Raw genomic sequence first — 16,053 nt, 5'->3', positions numbered from 1 at the left:
ACAGGGGATTGAGTCATGCAGATTGCAGATTTTGGAGACGTGCAGCTACACTATCGCGTTGATGGTGACCCGAACGGCGCGCCGATTGTGTTTGCCAACTCACTTGGCACCGATCTGCGCTTATGGGATGCGATGCTGACCCACCTTCCCTCGGGCCTTCGGATTATCCGCTATGACAAGCGCGGGCATGGCCTTTCGTCGCAACCTCCTGCGCCCTATTCCATGGGTGCCCTGGTTCGCGATGCCGAAGCTCTGCTGGATTACCTGGAAGTACGGGATTGCGTCTTTGTCGGCCTGTCTATTGGCGGGTTGATCGCGCAGGGGCTGGCGGTAAAGCGCATGGATCAGGTCCGCGCGCTGGTCCTGTCCAATACCGCTGCGAAAATTGGCATCCCCTCAATCTGGCAAGATCGGATGGATGCGGTACGGCGGGGCGGTATCGAAGCGCTGGCCGACGCGACAATGGAGCGATGGTTCTCGAAAAAGTTCCAAGCTTCACCGGATCATCTTCTGTGGCGCAACATGATGGTGCGGCAGCCTGTTGACGGATATCTGGGCTGCTGCGCCGCCATCTCGGGCACGGATTTCTACACCCCGACCAGCGGTCTGCGCCTGCCCACATTGGGTATTGCAGGCAGCGAGGACGGCTCAACCCCGCCCGATCTTGTACGTGAAACGATCGAACTGATCCCCGGTTCCAAATTCGAACTGATGCGCAGGGCCGGTCATTTACCGTGTGTCGAGCAACCGGCAGAATATGCAGCCCTACTGCACGGTTTTCTGACCGAAATCGGACATATTTGAAGGAGCGGACCCGTGGCAGATTTTCTGTTGATTCATGGTTCCTGTCACGGCGCCTGGTGTTGGCGTGATCTGATCCCCGCGCTTCAGGCGTTGGGTCACTCGGCGCGCGCTGTAGATCTGCCCAGCCACGGCGCAGACCCGACACCCATAGCAAATGTCACTTTGGACGCCTGCCGCGATGCGGTTTTGTCGGCCTGCACACCTGAAACCATAGTGGTCGGTCATTCCTGGGGCGGCTACCCAACCAGCGCTGCCGCCGAGGCTGCCCCGAGCGCGATGCGCGCCCTGATCTATCTGTGCGCCTATGTTCCGCAGGACGGATTGTCGATGGTTGAGATGCGCAAGCGCGCACCCCGTCAACTGATCGTCGATGCGGTCGAAAAATCGACAGATGGCCTGTCGTATACGGTCAAACCCGATATGGTGCAGGACCTGTTTTACCACGACTGCCCCCCTGAAACCGTGCCTTACGCCTTTGCGCGGCTCTGCCCCCAGGCCATCGCTCCGCAGGACACTCCTCTGCCCCTGTCCGACAATTTCGCCCGTGTTCCCAAAGCCTATATCCGCGCGACAGATGACCATACGATCCCAACGGAGTACGAAGAACAGATGAGCCATGTTGCCCCTGAAGAATTGCGGGCGACGATTAAAAGCTCTCATTCTCCGTTCTTCGCGCAGCCTCGCCATCTGGCTGAAATTCTCGACGACTTGGAACAAAAATTACCGAAGGCATAACCCGACGTGACAGGCGCTTCACATGTGAACCAAGCGTGATAGGGTCCGGGTGAAACTCACGAACGGTTCCCATGCGCCTACCCTTTCTATTCGTTCTCGGAACAGTCATGATCGACGCGATGGGCATCGGTCTGGTTCTTCCCATCATGCCGGAATTGATTGTCGAGGTTCAGGGCGGCACGCTAGCCGACGCGGCAATCTGGGGCGGTGTTCTGAGCACCGCCTTTGCGGCTATGCAGTTCGTCTTTGGCCCGATCTTGGGCAATCTCTCAGATGCCTATGGAAGGCGCGCGGTTCTGCTGGTGTCACTGTTCGTCATGTCATTGGATTACGTGGTAATGGCAATTGCAGGCAGCATTTAGTTGCTGCTGGCCGGGCGCATTGTGGGCGGCATCACCGCCGCCACGCATGCCACGGCGGCGGCGTTCATGGCGGATGTTTCCAGACCCCACGAAAAAGCCGCGAATTTCGGCCTGCTTGGAGCGGCCTTCGGTGTGGGTTTCGTGCTGGGTCCGGTCATTGGAGGATTGCTAAGCGAATACGGCACCCGTGCGCCATTCTGGGCAGCGGCCGGCCTGTCGGCCTTGACCTGTCTGGCTGGCTTACTGGTCATGCCTGAAACTGTTACCGACAAAAACCGCCGGGCCTTCAGCCTGCGTCGCGCCAACCCAGTGAACTCACTGCTCGCCATTGCATCCCTTCCGGGCATCCGCCCGATGCTGTGGGTCTATTTCCTGTATTCGGTGTCGATCTACGTCTACCCCGCGATCTGGGCTTATTTCACCACCGAGCGTTTCGGCTGGTCTCCGCAAATGATCGGTTTGTCACTGGGTGTCTACGGGATTGGCATGGCCGCAGTGCAAGGCGGCCTGATCCGCCCAGCGACCCGATTTCTGGGTGAGCGGGTCACGATAATTTACGGCATGGGCTTTGAGGTCGCCAGCTTCTTGCTACTGGCCTTTTTAACCAACGGGTTCATCGCACGGATGCTGATCCCGATCACCGCGCTTGGGGCGGTTGTCACCCCTGCCCTTCAGGCTTTGACCTCACGCGCAACTCCGGATTCGCAACAAGGAGAGTTGCAGGGCGTTCTCACCTCACTCCACGCGCTTTCGATGGTGATCTCTCCGCTGGTGATGACCAGCGTGTTCGCTCAATTCATAAAACCCGATGCTGCTGTATACTTGCCGGGGGCACCTTTCCTTCTTGCTTTGGTATTAATGTGCATTGGCTTCGCCCTGTTTTTGCGATCGCGCCCTGTCGTGGCGTAACTACGACACCCTGATGACGGATTCCGTCTTGCGACATGCGTTTTCCCGCGCCACCGTGAACGAAAGGGAGTGAGGGACATATGCAAACCATCAAAGCCGCCGTTTGCCGGGCGTTCAATGAACCTCTGGTCATCGAAGATGTATTGCTTGCGCCGCCGGGCACGGGCGAAGTCGAGGTCACACTGGACGCGGTGGCGATCTGCCATTCCGACATTACCTTCGCCAGCGGCGCCTGGGGTGGGCATTTGCCGGCCGTCTACGGACATGAGGCCGCAGGGGTAATCACCGCAACCGGTGATGCTGTCGGGGGTTTTGATGTCGGCGACACAGTCGTCGTCACATTGATCCGCGCCTGCGGCTCTTGTCCATCCTGCGCGAGCGGGAAACCCACGATCTGCGAAACGCCTTACGACACTGTTAAGGGACCCTTACAAACAGCAGATGGTGGACCACTGGAGCAGGCGATGGCCTGCGGCGCCTTCGCGGAAAAGGTTGTCGTCACCCATCGGCAGATCGTGAAAATTCCGGAAACCATGCCGAAAGACGTGGCCAGCCTGCTGTCCTGCGGTGTGATCACCGGGGTCGGTGCTGCTGTGAATGCCGCAAAGTTGCGGCCCGGTCAGGATGTGGTTGTGATCGGTGCCGGGGGTGTCGGGCTGAACGCCATTCAGGGTGCTCGCCTTGCTGGCGCACGCCGGATCGTGGCGGTCGATATGACCGAAGAGAAACTGGAAATCGCCAAGGAGTTCGGAGCAACGCATGGCGTTTTGGCCAGCCTCGACCGACCTTGGAAGGCCGCGTTCAAGGCGCTTGGTGGGCGTGGCGCCGATGTGGTTCTGATCACCGTCGGCGCAATCCCGGCCTATGATCAGGCCCCGCGCTATCTGGGGCGGGGCGGCAAAGCAATTATGATCGGCATGCCGCATTCGGGTGATATGTCCAGGTACGAGCCGGTTGTATTGGCCGCGCTGGGGCAAGGCGTAGTCGGCTCAAAAATGGGGGATGTGGTCATTCAACGCGATATTCCGTGGATGATCGACCTGTATGAACAAGGGCGGCTAAAGCTGGACGAGCTGATCTCGGGCCGTTGGTCTCTGGATCAGATAAACGAGGCAATCGCGGACACCAAAACGGGATCTGCCAAACGCAACGTGATCCTGTTCAACAGAGACTGATGCCATCCAAAGCGGAGGACACCGGATGAAACTACAGGACCTCGACATCATCGTTACCGCCCCGCCCGCGCCAGGCTGGGGAGGACGCTATTGGATATTGGTCAAAGTCACCACAGACACCGGGCTCACCGGCTGGGGTGAATGCTATGCGTCGTCCGTCGGTCCCGAAGCGATGCGTCATGTCATCCGGGATGTGTTCGAACGGCATATGCTGGGCGAAAACCCCGAGAATATCGAACTGATGTTCCGCCGCGCCTATTCCAGTGGGTTCAGCCAACGCCCCGACCTGACCGTAATGGGGGCATTTTCGGGGCTAGAGATTGCCTGCTGGGACATTTTGGGCAAGGATCGCGACCGACCGGTCTATGCCCTGTTGGGCGGGTCGATGAACGAAAGCATTCGGGCCTATACCTATCTTTATCCCCTGCCTCACCATAACCTGACTGATTTCTGGACCTCTCCCGAGCAAGCCGGAGAATGCGCGGCGGAAATGGTGCGGCGTGGGTTCACGGCTGTGAAGTTCGACCCGGCAGGTCCCTATACAATCCGTGGCGGGCATATGCCCGCAATGTCGGATATCTCGATGTCCGTAGCTTTCTGCAAAGCGATCCGCGAGGCTGTCGGCGACAAGGCCGATCTGCTGTTTGGCACGCACGGTCAGTTCAATACCGCTGGCGCGATCCGGCTGGGACAGGCGCTGGAACCATACTCTCCGCTGTGGTTCGAAGAACCCACCCCCCCCGACATGATCGAGGACATGGCCCGCGTTGCCCGTAACGTGCGCATCCCCGTCGCAACCGGAGAACGTATGACCACCAAAGCCGAGTTCGGAGCCGTTCTGCGGGCAGGCGCTGCCGAGATACTACAACCCGCGCTGGGCCGCGCCGGCGGCATCTGGGAGATGAAGAAAGTCGCTGCCATGGCCGAGGTATTCAACGCGCAGATGGCCCCACACCTATATGCCGGGCCGATAGAATGGGCGGCCAATATCCATCTGGCAGCTTCGATTCCGAACCTGCTGTTGCTGGAAACCATCGAGACCTCCTTCCACGACCAACTGATCAAGGGATCGCTGCGTGTGGAAGAAGGCTTTGTACCCTCCCCGATCGCGCCCGGCCTGGGGATCGAGGTAGACGAAGACTTGGCCCGCGCGCACCCCTACACAGGGGACGGCCTGCACCTGCAAATGCAGGAGGAGCCTTGTGACTATGTGAATGGAAACGCTTTTCAGGGCGGCGCGCCAGTCACCGAGGGGTGACAAGCAATCCCAATTCGGGGCATATTGGGTCAACCACATTTCGAAACAGGCCGCGCGTGAGTACTACAGATACAGATACCAAGGGCGCACATCCTGAAAACCCCGCGGACATGAAGGAAAGCGCCGCGCGGGCCGCCGCATTTTTGAAAACGCTGGCACATGAAGGGCGCCTGATGATCCTCTGCCATCTGGGCGAAGGTGAGAAATCGGTCGGTCAGTTGGAGGAATTGCTGCAAATCCGTCAGGCTGCCGTGAGCCAGATGCTGGCCCGATTGCGGCAAGAACGGTTGGTCTCAACCCGTAGGGATGGCAAAACGATCTATTACTCACTGCAAGACGGCAATGTCGCGCAGGTCATTGGGCTGCTGTACGATTTGTTCTGCAAGCCCGAAACCTAGTTCGAGACGTAGCCTGCAATCACCTGCATCAGCTTGAACGCAGTCGCTGCGTCGTTCTCGACCACGGCCAGGAATTCTTCCTCGCCGATCCGCAGACAGGACAGCTCTGTCTCGGCAATCATACTCAGCGCACGAGGCTCCTTGCGGATCAGCCCCAGTTCTCCTACCAATGCACCGGGTCCGACTTTTGTGATCAACTGATCCGGGCCTTCCATTTGCGGAAGGTACAAACCCGCCTCACCTTCCAGCACCACATAAGCACCGTCGGTGGGTTGGTCGTCCTTCAGAAACACCACCTCGCCCGGTTTGGCGTCGAACCAGCGCGCACCAAAAGCCAGCAGGCGCAGCTGTCTGCGGTCGAGACCGGAAAACAGCGGTGTCTGCTCCAATGCGCGCAGCTTGCGCGCCAGATCTGCCGAGGCGGCGCTGTCCTCTTCCACAGTGGCTTGCCCTTCATCCGAAACCACCCGACCTTGCCGGATTTCAACAAACATGTCGAATACATCCGGGTTGTCGAACTGGTCGTTCAAATAGATGACCGTCGTGTCCGGTAGAAGCTCACGCAGGTTTTTGTAAACCGCGATCTTGGTCGCCATATCGTAACTGGCCAAGGCATTTTCCAGAATCAGAATATCCGGCTTCTTGATAGTTGCACGAGTAAAGGCCAGCGGTTCTGCAAAGATCGCAGGCAGATTCTGCCCCCCAATCGCAACCGGAACATCATAGATCAGTTCCACCACTAACGGACGCGCGCCGTGTTCGCCCAACACATCGACTATCAACTTGCGTGCCTCATCCGATCGGCCGCCGCCAATCTGGCTTACCTTGCCAAACAACGCATTCTCCAAGACGGTCAGGCCTGGCGCGAATTCCTCTTTATTCAGCGGAACAAAGACATCATGCAGCCGCTCCATCAACTTCTCAGAATGGCTGTGGCGCAGTTCGAGGATGCGGTTCTTAAGCTCATCGGTGAAGGCTGGCCCGATCTGCTCGGCTGAAATGACGAAGGGTACTGCCAGCAGATTGGCAAGTTGTTCGTCATCCAGTCCCGAGACACCCTCATTCCTTGTACGCTCGACCAGTTCCAGCGCAGCTTCATAGGTCTGCGCCTCTAACCCAAGCTTGCGGAACAGCGGGTGATCTGTCCCGTCGAGACCGAAGATTTGGCGCAGCATCTCAATCACGTCTCGGGTCAGTGAGACCAACGTTTCGTCCAGCCCCAACTCGCGCAACTGCCCAAGGAAGATAGTTTGACGCGCCAACAGCTCTTGTGTGACTGGCACCCGAGGCGTGGCGAACAACAGGTTTTCCACGACTGGCAAAGCCGAGTTGTAGGCACACCAGTCGAAGACGAGCGCCTGTTGTTCCAACCCGGCTTTTTGTACTGCTTGCTGTACCAGAGGGCGCAGTTCGATCAGTTTTCGCGCAAGATCAGGGTGATCGGCGGCGTTAAAAACCTGTTCGGCCCCGCGCTGGAACAAAGCCGCGCCCGACCCCATTCCGTCGATCAGATGCAGCCACCAGTCTCGCAGCTCTTTCGGGCTGTTCAACCCGGCCAGCGACGGGTCCAGCCAATCACCTTCAAATGGATCAGCGCTATTGCCAGCGCGTTGGGTTTCAGCAAAGTCGGGATCGTCAGTCTGCGTCGTCAACGGTTTCTGACGCATCGGCATCATGACGTTATCACCCAACGTACCCTTGAACATGACCGGGCGCGACGAGGCATAGCCGATGCGTGCGGCCACTACGCTCTGATGCAGAGCCGCCATGCTTTCACCCCCAATCTCAAGCCGACCTGCACTGGGCAGGATGTCGCGTGTCAGCAATTCGGCCACGGCGCGCCGGTCCTCTTCGCTGGGGGCCGCAATCCCGATGGTTTGCCCGCCTGAAAAGGTGAGGTTCAGGTCATCCAATACCTGGTTACCATCCATATCCCGGACAGAAACCCTGTCTAGAACAATGTCGCCATTCAGGCGGGGATTGGATTCAGGTTCGCCCTCGAACAGCTTTTCATCCGTCATTCCGGGTGGCGCAAAGCGTTCGATCACCACATCCCAGCGCAGCGACATATCCTGTGTTTGGTTGTAGTAGGTCAGCAGCTCTTTCCATGGCGAGCTCAGGTCTTTGTAGGCAGCCAATGCCGCAACCAGCGCACCCAGTGAGACCGAGCCCTGCAGAACCAGCAGACCCCCGACCAGATAGAACATGAAGGGCGTCAGTTGGGAGATGAAGTTATTGATAAACTTCATAAAGAACTTTTTCTGGTAGATCTCGAACCGAATACCAAACAGCCGCCCCAGCTGTTCCGAAATCATTGCGCGGCGATAACGCCAGCCACCGTTGGCCCGAAGGGTCGAGGCACCAGCAGCGTTCTCGCCGATCTGAGCCGCCAGCACCCGCACTTCCTGAATGCGCTTTTTGTTCAGCAAGTTGATTTGGCGTTGCAGTTTAGGGATCAGCCAGGCCTGCAACGGGATCAGCGCAACGGCCGCCAGACCGAACCACACGCTCTGCAGGAACAGAAAGGACAGGATGGTGATCATCTGCCCGGCCTGCAGCACCGGTTGGCTGATCGCATCGCCCATCAACCCGCCCATCGGTTCGCTTTCGGCGGTGATCATAGACACCATCTCGCCCTGGCTGACCCTCTCGAAATAGGGTTGCGGGAAACGCAGGGCGCGATTGATCAGCTGATAACGAAAACGGCGCAGCATTCGTTCGCTCAGCACACCTTTCATGGTGTTGATACGCATCTTCATCAGACCATGCGCCAGAACCGCCAGCAGAAATGCGCAGCAAAGAAGGATCAGAAAAGTGGTCTGAGACAGTTCATACCCAAGGACATCCACGACAGGGTTGGCCGCACCGATTGCGTCGTTGATGATACGCTTGGGCAATTCCAACGTAAGATACAGAAGCGGGAAAAGAGTGGACGTCACGGCCAGCAGGATTAACTGATCGCGTTTCGAGTATTTCCAAATGAACCGGAAAATTGAACGTTCTATTGAGTCTGCCCCCACTTTGGATCACCGATCCCATCTTGAAGAAAGTGTCGCACATCCAACACCCTAAAGTTACCGTAATCGTGGCTGATCACGCAAATGGTTTCCAATTTGAACATTATTCCGCCCTGTGTGAACTAGTTCATTTGCGCCACAACGGTTTAGCGCCTAAACTTTGATCGGACGATATCGGGAGGAACACTTTGACTGCCAATATAGGCGCGGTGTTTGTGATGCTCTGCTTATTGCAGATCAAACATATGTTTGCGGACTATTACCTTCAGACTCCCAAAATGCTGTCCGGTCGCGGTGAGTACCTCCACTGGGGCCGGACTCAGCACGCGGGCGTACACGCTATTGGTTCAATTATCGTCTTCGTGCTGTTTGGCACGCCTTGGTTATTCATTCTGATCATTGCTGTGCTGGAATGGATCGTCCATTTCAACATTGATTACTTCAAAGCCAGCTACTCCGACAAAAAGCAACTGGTGCCGTCGCAGGCGGCATTCTGGCGCGCAGCGGGGCTGGATCAGTGCATGCACAACCTGACCTATATCGCAATGGTTTGGGCTTGGGTTAAGTTCGCCACCTGAACCGCCGTCACCTCAGGCGACATGTTTAAGAAAAAATGGCCGATATGCAGCCAGCCATTGCCGATCCAGTGCATCAATTTCGGTTGCATCGAATCTGTCTGCAACTTCCCAATAGCGGCCTGAAGGAACACGGTAGCCCAGCTCTTTCTCCACCTGTAACAGCGTCGGCATGCTATCTGTGGCTGGTAGTTCACATGTTTCCAAATCATCGAGCGTGACGGATGGAAACAGCAACCTGCTTTCCCCTTGGGACAGCCGGACTACCCGACTGCTTTGCGTCGCCCCAAACAAAGCAAGGCGCGCGGATTTGGCCTCAAGCGATCGCAGAGAGATGTCAGCTCTCAAGGGATCTGCCATTCCGGTCCCGTAGAAATGCGTTCTCCCAGTGCGGGGATAAATCATATCGCACCCGAAAAATGCCAGTACTGCGGGGTTCAAAGCGGAGAGCGCCCAATAGCCCGCGGTAAAGGCCATCGTTCCCCCAGCATAAACAAAACCGCCAAATTTATTTTGTGCCGGAACGTAGTCCTGCGCGGTCACGATCCGCTGTTGTGGGCCGATACTGTCAGGATGGTTTTCCGCCGGGAAATCCTCGGGATGGATCAAAACGTCCCAATCTGGCCTGATGCGCCAAGCGTTATTGATGGCCACGATGTGTGAAAAGCGGCCGCGCGCCCAATCTTGCGCAGCAACCGCATCTGGGGCGCTGCCCAGTATCAGAACTCGATTCGTTGGATCGGCCATCCTGGGCCCCTCATTTGGTTCCCAGGAAAGTTAGAGCGATTTGGCCCGTAGGCTACCCCAGAACGGAGAAACTGCTTTCTTCATTGATCGGGCGTTTGCGGGAATAGAACCCGACATCAATCATGCGCTTGATGTACGGCAATTCGAACTGCAATGGCTGCGCGTCGTGATCGGAACCGCCTTCGCAATAGTCTATCAGGGCGGTCATCATCTTACCCGCGATCGGAGCGTTCTTATACTGGTTCCCGCTGGTACCGCAGGCCATATAGAACCCGGGCAAGCTGGATTTGTCATAGATCGGAATCCAGTCGGTCGAGGCGTCATATAAATCCACAACTCCGCGCGTTTTTGACGGGATGCCAAGGCTGGGCACCCGCTGTGCATAGCGCATCGCCTGCGTCGTCCACTGATCGGTGAAGTCGCGGTTATAATGCACGTCGTCCTCGCACCACTGATGCGGATCGCATTCCGGGTCTTCCGACCCGACCAGAATGTGATTGCCGTGCTCGGGGCGGCAATAGCAGGCGATATCGCTGTCTGATACGATGGTGCCGTCGTTTTCAAAGTCGAACCCTTCGGGCGCGGGGACGTGTACCACTTCCTGCCGCAGGGGGCGGGTTTCGATGGTCATGTCATCCAGTACGCCCGCCATCTTGTTGATGATGGCCGACCCGGGCCCGGCGACGTTCACCACCACCTTGGCGCGGATTTCCTCACCCGAATCCAGCTTGACCCCGGCTACGCGACCGCCCTCTGTCAGGATCTCGACCACTTCGGCCCCGGCCCGAACCTCGGCCCCATGCTGTTTGGCGGCATTAATCAGGTTCTGCGCCGAAAGCGCCGGGTCGGTGACATAGCCCGCCTGTGGCCAGAACACACCGCCTTGCATTTTGCGGCCATTGGGCTGGCCAAACTCGGGGTCATCCATGCGTTTCGGCGGTGTAAAGCTGTCCAGCGAATAAACTGGCAGGCGTTCGGTGATCTTCTCGGGTGACCACTCCTCGAACGGGCAGTCCAGATCGGCACTGTTCTTCATGTGCTTCTCAAGCATTCCGTTGGCGTCTGTCTTCATCACCAGACACCCTGTTTCGCGGAACTGCGCCAGATTGGCATCTGCAGGCAGGCTCAGATATTCGGCCCAATCGCGCCAATAGTGATACCCCTCCCACGCAAAAGCAGTGCCATCGAAGGTCGAGTAATGCATCCGGATGATCGCGCAAGACCCCGCGGTCGAGCCATGGCCAGCCTGAGAATTACGGTCCAGCGACAGGGTCTTCCACCCAGCCTTGGCCATCTCGAACGCGATGGCGGCGCCGATAACGCCGGTGCCGATGATGATTGCGTCTGGTTGGCTCATTCTGTGTCTCCTTCCCAATAGCGCTTTGAATAAGCATAGAATTCTTCGATTTCCTCAGGCTTCGGCTCGACGCCTGTAAAGACATAAAGGTAGTGGGGTGCCATCGACAACCGCACTTCCTTTGGCTCGTTCAGCTGGGCTAGATCATATCCGATCTGCATGTAGTACAGGACGCGGGCACGGGTTTCCGCCTCAACTTCGGCATAGCCATATCGTGCGAACATGGCGTGCAACGCCTCAAGCCGCCGGGCGTCCGACTGATCCAGCGCACGCCGTACCTTGCCCGACTTGCGCGCCCAGTCCCGCACGGCAAAATCCAGCGCCGTATCGAACAGGTCTGCGTTCACCACGCAGCGATGCACATTGCAGACCGCCGCTGTGATAGTGTCTGCCGGGGCCTCAGCTTGGGCGATCAATCCGGCTGTATTGGTGGCCTGCCAGCGGGAAAGCAAAGCGTCCAGCAGCTCCTGCCGAGACTTGAAGTACCAATAGAACGAGGATCGCGACACGGCCATCCGCTCGGCGAGGCTCAGCACCTTGATCTGGTCCACCCCATCCGAGATCAGCACATCCATCGCCACGTTCAGCCAGTCGTCACGTGTGACCTTGATGTTGCCGACCAGAGGTTCGGCTTCGGGGTCGTCCCTGTGCAAAATAGGTTTAGTGTTCATTCAACTCTCCGGTGGCGCACCGCCCTCGGCAGTTCGACGCGTGATAAAGTCCTGCAATGCACCCAGACGGTCACTGTCACTGGTGGGCAGTTTGAAGTCGTTCAGAATGCCTTTCCAAACGTCGGTCGCGCGGTGGTTGGCATCGACCGAGCCGCGCTCGGTCCAGGTGCCAAAATTGGCGTAGTCGTGGACGTGCGGTTGATAGAATTCGGTGTTGTAGCGTTCCATCGTCTGACTTGTGGCGAAGAAGTGCCCGCTGGGTTCAACCTCGCGCAGGGCGGTGTCATAACCGATTTCAGAGGTTCCCGCCTGAGCACCCGCGCAAAGCTCGGCGACCATGTTCAGCACCTCGGCGTCGCAGACCAGCTTTTCGAAGGACACGGTCAGCCCGCCTTCGAGCCAACCGGCCGAGTGAATGATCACGGTTGCCCCGGCCATCAGACAACCCCAAAGGCCGAACTGGTTCTCGTTCGCCGCCTGTACGTCGTTAATATTCGACGCAGACCCGGCCGCAGAACGCCAGGGCAATCCCAGATGCCGCGCCAGTTGCCCTGCCGCCAGCGACGCCTGAAAATGCGAGGGTGTCCCGAAGGCAGGTGCGCCTGACTTCATGTCTACATTGCTGGTGAATGTACCATAGCAAACCGGCGCGCCGGGTTTGGTAAGCTGCGTCAATGTCAACGCGGCCAATGCCTCGGCATGGGACAGCGTGATCGCGCCGGCCACGGTGATCGGTGCCATAGCCCCCATCAGGGTAAAGGGCGTGATAATCGACATCTGACCGTGGCGCGCAAAGTCGATCAGACCCTGCGCCATGGGTATGTCCAGCGTGCGCGGGCTGTTGGTGTTGATGATCGTGTAGCAATGCGCGTTACTGCGGAATTCTTCATCCGACAGGCCGCGCGCGGTGGACAGCATCTCAAAGCAATCCATCACCTGCGGCGTCCCGCGCGAGTAGAAGAACGGGAACTTGTCCGTCAGCTCGATCTGCGCCTGCGTCGTGAAATAGTGGCGCAGATGGGTCGGCACGTCCTGCGGCTCGACCTGCGGCGAGATCATCTGAAACACGTCGAAATGATGCGTGAGTTTCAGGAACTCCAGATAATCCTGCCCGGTCGCGGGGCGACGGCCACGCTCCAGATCGGTCGCATTCGGAGCCCCGGCCCCCGGCTGAAACACCAAACTTCCTAGTTCCAGAGTGAAATCCCGATGACGCGCGCCCGCACGGCAAGCGATCGACTTTGGGGCGGATGCAACAGCCGCGTCGACCATGTCGCGCCCGATGAAAACCCTCTCGGTGTCTTCATCCACGCGCGCGCCACCTGCAGCAAAAATCCGGCGGGCTTCGGGCAGCAGGACCTTCACCCCCAGTTCCTCAAGCGTCCGCAGGGATGTTTCATGCATGTCCGCGATCTGATCCGCCGAGAAAACCTCCATCTGCGGGAACGGGTTCTTCAGTTGGCGATAGTTCACATCGCGACTGGGCGGAGGAGCAGCGTCGGCCGCGCGCCCGCGTCGTCGCCGGCCGTGCTCTGACGTTTGTGAGATCACCATTAGCCCCTCATCGCCTTGCCTTGCGGATCATACGGCGACGGTTCAATCACCCGCGCGGGACGTTCAACCCCAACCACATGCACGGTAAGTTCCGTGCCCGGTTCGGCCTTATCCCGATTGACCAGAGCCATTGCCAGCGACTTACCCGTGTAGTGCCCGTAACCGCCCGAAGTGACAAAACCCACGCGCTCACCATCGGCCCAGATCGGCTCATACCCGCTGGCGTCCGCATCCAGCGCGTCCACCTCAATCGTCACCTGAACTTGCGCGGGGCCGTTGCCCTCTCGTTCGGCCAAGGCGGCGTCCTTGCCGACGAAATTCTTGTCCCAGTCGATCCAGCGATCCATCCCGGTCATGCCCGGAGTATAAAGCTGTGTGAATTCCGCCGACCAGATGCCAAAGCTCTTCTCCAAACGGGTCGAGAGCATCGCGTTAAAGCCACACTCAAGGATACCCTCGGCAGCCCCGGCCTCGAGCAGCATCCGCCGCAGCTTGATGTGATCACCATAGCGGCAGTTGATCTCAAAGCCCTTCTCGCCGGTCACTGACATGCGCGCCACGCGGGCGCGGACAAGACCGATATCGAAATCACCGCACCCCATGAATTTGAGGCCCGAGATGTCCTGTTCCGCCAGCTTCTCGACTACAGCCTGCGATTTCGGGCCGACCACGGCAAAACCGCAATATTCCTCGCCCAGATCACGGATATCGACGCCGTCTATCATGTGGTCGTCGAACCACCGCATGTGCCAGGCACGCAGGTAGTAGCTGCCCATGATCCACCACGTGCCATCGCCCCAGTTGAGCACAGTCAGATCGCCCTTGAGCCGCCCGTTCTCACCCAGCATCGGGGCCAGCTTGGCGCGGCCCGGCGCGGGCAGTTTCGAGGCCATCACCTTGTCCAGCCAAATCTCGGTGTTCGGACCAGTGACTTCGAACCGCGAGAAGCCCGAAATATCCAGCAGGCCCACGCCTTCGCGGATCACCTTGCATTCCTCGGCCACGATGTCGTGGGCGTTCGAGCGCTTGAGTGTCGGGGTTTCCTCAAACCCTTTCGGCGCGAAATAGAGCGGTACCTCCAAATCCCAGCTAACGCCCCATTTACACCCGGCTTCGGTCATTGCGTCATGGGCAGGGGCCATTTTCAGCGGACGCCCTGCGGGCAGTTGCTCGTTCGGATAGGTCATCACAAAACGGCGGGAATAGAACTGCCCTGTCGTCTCGCGGATGTACCTCTTGTTCTGCGCGAAATCCCCATACCGCGCCACGTCCATCGGCCATGCATCCGCCTCGGGCTCGCCATGGATCATCCACTCGGCCAGTGTCTTGCCGACACCACCACCCTGCAGGAAGCCCGCCATCACTGCACAGGCCGACCAGTATCCACGCTTGCCCGGCACCGGGCCGACCAGAGGGTTGCCATCGGGTGAGAATGTAAACGCGCCGTTGACCCACGTCTTGATGCCCACATTCTGGATCGAAGGATACCGCTCGAAGCCGAGCGTCAGTTCATTCTCAATCCGATCTAGCTGTTCCTGAAACAGCTCTTCGCCATAGTTCCACGGCGCGCCGTCCATGGCCCAGTGTTCGTGATCGACCTCGTAGATACCAACCAGAACGCCCTTCTGATCCTGCCGCATGTAGGTGAACCCTTCGAGGTCCACGGTCATCGGCATCTCGAAATCGGCCTCGGCCACTTCGGGCACCGTGTCGGTGATCAGATAATGGTGTTTCAGCGGAGAGACCGGCAGTTCAACGCCCGCCATACGGCCCACCTGCTTTGCCCAAAGACCCGCCGCGTTGACCACATGTTCGCATGTGATCGTTCCCCGGTCGGTCACCACTTGCCAGCCATCCGCAGTCTGGATCAGTTCCTCGACCTTAGTTTCCTCGTAGTATTCCGCGCCGCGTTTCTTGGCCGCCGTCGCATAGGCCTGCACCGTGCCCGTCGTATCGATATAGCCTTCGCGGTCTGCCCACATCGCACCCAGAACGCCGTCGGTCGACATGATCGGGCAGCGTTTCTGCGCCTCTTCCGGGGACAGTAATTCACAATCGTCAATACCAATGGACTGAAAGATGCGATAGTTTGCCTGCAGCCACTCCCAACGTTCCGGTGTACCCGCCAGTGTCAGACCGCCTGTCATGTGCAGACCGATGTTTTGACCGGATTCCTTCTCGATCTCGCTGAGCAGGTCGATGGTGTAGGCCTGCAGCGAAGCCATGTTCGGGTCGGCGTTCAGCGCATGGATACCGCCCGCCGCATGCCAGGACGAGCCCGACGCCAGCCGCCGCCGTTCGAGCATCACTACATCCGACCAACCGAACTTGGCCAGGTGATACAGAACCGAGGCACCAACAACGCCACCTCCGATGACCACAACGCGATACTGAGATTTCATCCTGCCCTCCCTACTTGGCTTGGACAGGACGCTAGCCCCACTGTTCACTTCTGTCTAGACATTTATGTACAGTTCTTCTCGCAGACACC

The 16,053-nt window shown here is 58.3% G+C and carries 12 protein-coding genes and 1 pseudogene; 7 read left to right on the top strand and 6 right to left on the bottom strand.

All coding sequences use genetic code 11. The annotated features are described in order from the left end of the window. Positions 1 to 15 precede the first annotated feature (15 nt). From pcaD to ACR0D7_RS08125, 6 genes and pseudogenes are all read left to right on the top strand, one after another. Entirely contained in the window at positions 16 to 804 is a 789-nt protein-coding gene (pcaD, locus tag ACR0D7_RS08150; RefSeq protein ID WP_480678587.1) for a 3-oxoadipate enol-lactonase, read from the top strand. A 12-nt stretch (positions 805 to 816) separates the two neighbouring features. Further along, entirely contained in the window at positions 817 to 1,539 is a 723-nt protein-coding gene (locus ACR0D7_RS08145) for an alpha/beta fold hydrolase (RefSeq protein WP_480678586.1), read from the top strand. 71 nt (positions 1,540 to 1,610) lie between these two features. Further along, positions 1,611 to 2,810 (top strand): annotated as a pseudogene (locus ACR0D7_RS08140) (TCR/Tet family MFS transporter). An 80-nt stretch (positions 2,811 to 2,890) separates the two neighbouring features. Beyond that, positions 2,891 to 3,985 carry a Zn-dependent alcohol dehydrogenase gene (locus ACR0D7_RS08135; protein WP_480678585.1) on the top strand — a complete coding sequence of 365 codons (1,095 nt, stop codon included), beginning with the start codon at positions 2,891 to 2,893 and terminating at the stop codon, positions 3,983 to 3,985. A 25-nt stretch (positions 3,986 to 4,010) separates the two neighbouring features. Continuing rightward, entirely contained in the window at positions 4,011 to 5,243 is a 1,233-nt protein-coding gene (locus ACR0D7_RS08130) for a mandelate racemase/muconate lactonizing enzyme family protein (RefSeq protein ID WP_480678584.1), read from the top strand. Between the two features lie 110 nt (positions 5,244 to 5,353). Beyond that, a complete protein-coding gene (locus tag ACR0D7_RS08125; protein ID WP_170385441.1) occupies positions 5,354 to 5,641 on the top strand; it encodes an ArsR/SmtB family transcription factor in 288 nt (95 codons plus the stop codon). Here ACR0D7_RS08125 and ACR0D7_RS08120 read toward each other — a convergent pair. Then, complete coding sequence (locus ACR0D7_RS08120; RefSeq protein WP_480678583.1) at positions 5,638 to 8,661, bottom strand: ABC transporter transmembrane domain-containing protein; 3,024 nt, start codon at positions 8,659 to 8,661, stop codon at positions 5,638 to 5,640. The two genes, ACR0D7_RS08125 and ACR0D7_RS08120, sit on opposite strands and share 4 nt — an antisense overlap. A gap of 215 nt (positions 8,662 to 8,876) precedes the next feature. Here ACR0D7_RS08120 and ACR0D7_RS08115 point away from each other — a divergent pair, with 215 nt between their 5' ends. After that, entirely contained in the window at positions 8,877 to 9,236 is a 360-nt protein-coding gene (locus ACR0D7_RS08115; RefSeq protein WP_480678748.1) for a DUF3307 domain-containing protein, read from the top strand. A gap of 12 nt (positions 9,237 to 9,248) precedes the next feature. On the opposite strand, the gene ACR0D7_RS08110 is transcribed toward ACR0D7_RS08115, so the two are convergent. From ACR0D7_RS08110 to ACR0D7_RS08090, 5 genes are read right to left on the bottom strand one after another with little or no spacing between them, the layout of a single operon-like run. Beyond that, complete coding sequence (locus ACR0D7_RS08110) at positions 9,249 to 9,980, bottom strand: hypothetical protein (protein ID WP_480678582.1); 732 nt, start codon at positions 9,978 to 9,980, stop codon at positions 9,249 to 9,251. A gap of 52 nt (positions 9,981 to 10,032) precedes the next feature. Further along, complete coding sequence (locus tag ACR0D7_RS08105) at positions 10,033 to 11,337, bottom strand: NAD(P)/FAD-dependent oxidoreductase (protein WP_480678581.1); 1,305 nt, start codon at positions 11,335 to 11,337, stop codon at positions 10,033 to 10,035. Beyond that, entirely contained in the window at positions 11,334 to 12,008 is a 675-nt protein-coding gene (locus tag ACR0D7_RS08100; RefSeq protein ID WP_480678580.1) for a TetR/AcrR family transcriptional regulator, read from the bottom strand. The genes ACR0D7_RS08105 and ACR0D7_RS08100 overlap by 4 nt, the downstream gene beginning before the upstream one ends. Continuing rightward, positions 12,009 to 13,562 (bottom strand): trimethylamine methyltransferase family protein, encoded by a 1,554-nt coding sequence (locus ACR0D7_RS08095; RefSeq protein WP_480678579.1) that lies wholly within the window; start codon positions 13,560 to 13,562, stop codon positions 12,009 to 12,011. Continuing rightward, entirely contained in the window at positions 13,562 to 15,964 is a 2,403-nt protein-coding gene (locus ACR0D7_RS08090) for a GcvT family protein (protein WP_480678578.1), read from the bottom strand. Before ACR0D7_RS08090 ends, ACR0D7_RS08095 begins: the two co-directional genes overlap by 1 nt. Positions 15,965 to 16,053 lie beyond the last annotated feature (89 nt).

The organism is Ruegeria sp. BB7 (assembly GCF_056539365.1).
The sequence above is the reverse complement of the archived record's forward strand: the minus strand, read 5'-3'. Positions and strand labels throughout refer to the sequence as shown.

What these genes read in the sequence shown, in the direction of transcription:
- pcaD (WP_480678587.1), top strand. Translation starts at nt 16, where the DNA reads ATGCAGATTGCAGATTTTGGAGACGTGCAGCTACACTATCGCGTTGAT.
- ACR0D7_RS08135 (WP_480678585.1), top strand. Translation starts at nt 2,891, where the DNA reads ATGCAAACCATCAAAGCCGCCGTTTGCCGGGCGTTCAATGAACCTCTG.
- ACR0D7_RS08130 (WP_480678584.1), top strand. Translation starts at nt 4,011, where the DNA reads ATGAAACTACAGGACCTCGACATCATCGTTACCGCCCCGCCCGCGCCA.
- ACR0D7_RS08125 (WP_170385441.1), top strand. Translation starts at nt 5,354, where the DNA reads ATGAAGGAAAGCGCCGCGCGGGCCGCCGCATTTTTGAAAACGCTGGCA.
- ACR0D7_RS08115 (WP_480678748.1), top strand. Translation starts at nt 8,877, where the DNA reads ATGCTCTGCTTATTGCAGATCAAACATATGTTTGCGGACTATTACCTT.
- ACR0D7_RS08110 (WP_480678582.1), bottom strand. Translation starts at nt 9,980, where the DNA reads ATGGCCGATCCAACGAATCGAGTTCTGATACTGGGCAGCGCCCCAGAT.
- ACR0D7_RS08105 (WP_480678581.1), bottom strand. Translation starts at nt 11,337, where the DNA reads ATGAGCCAACCAGACGCAATCATCATCGGCACCGGCGTTATCGGCGCC.
- ACR0D7_RS08100 (WP_480678580.1), bottom strand. Translation starts at nt 12,008, where the DNA reads ATGAACACTAAACCTATTTTGCACAGGGACGACCCCGAAGCCGAACCT.
- ACR0D7_RS08095 (WP_480678579.1), bottom strand. Translation starts at nt 13,562, where the DNA reads ATGGTGATCTCACAAACGTCAGAGCACGGCCGGCGACGACGCGGGCGC.
- ACR0D7_RS08090 (WP_480678578.1), bottom strand. Translation starts at nt 15,964, where the DNA reads ATGAAATCTCAGTATCGCGTTGTGGTCATCGGAGGTGGCGTTGTTGGT.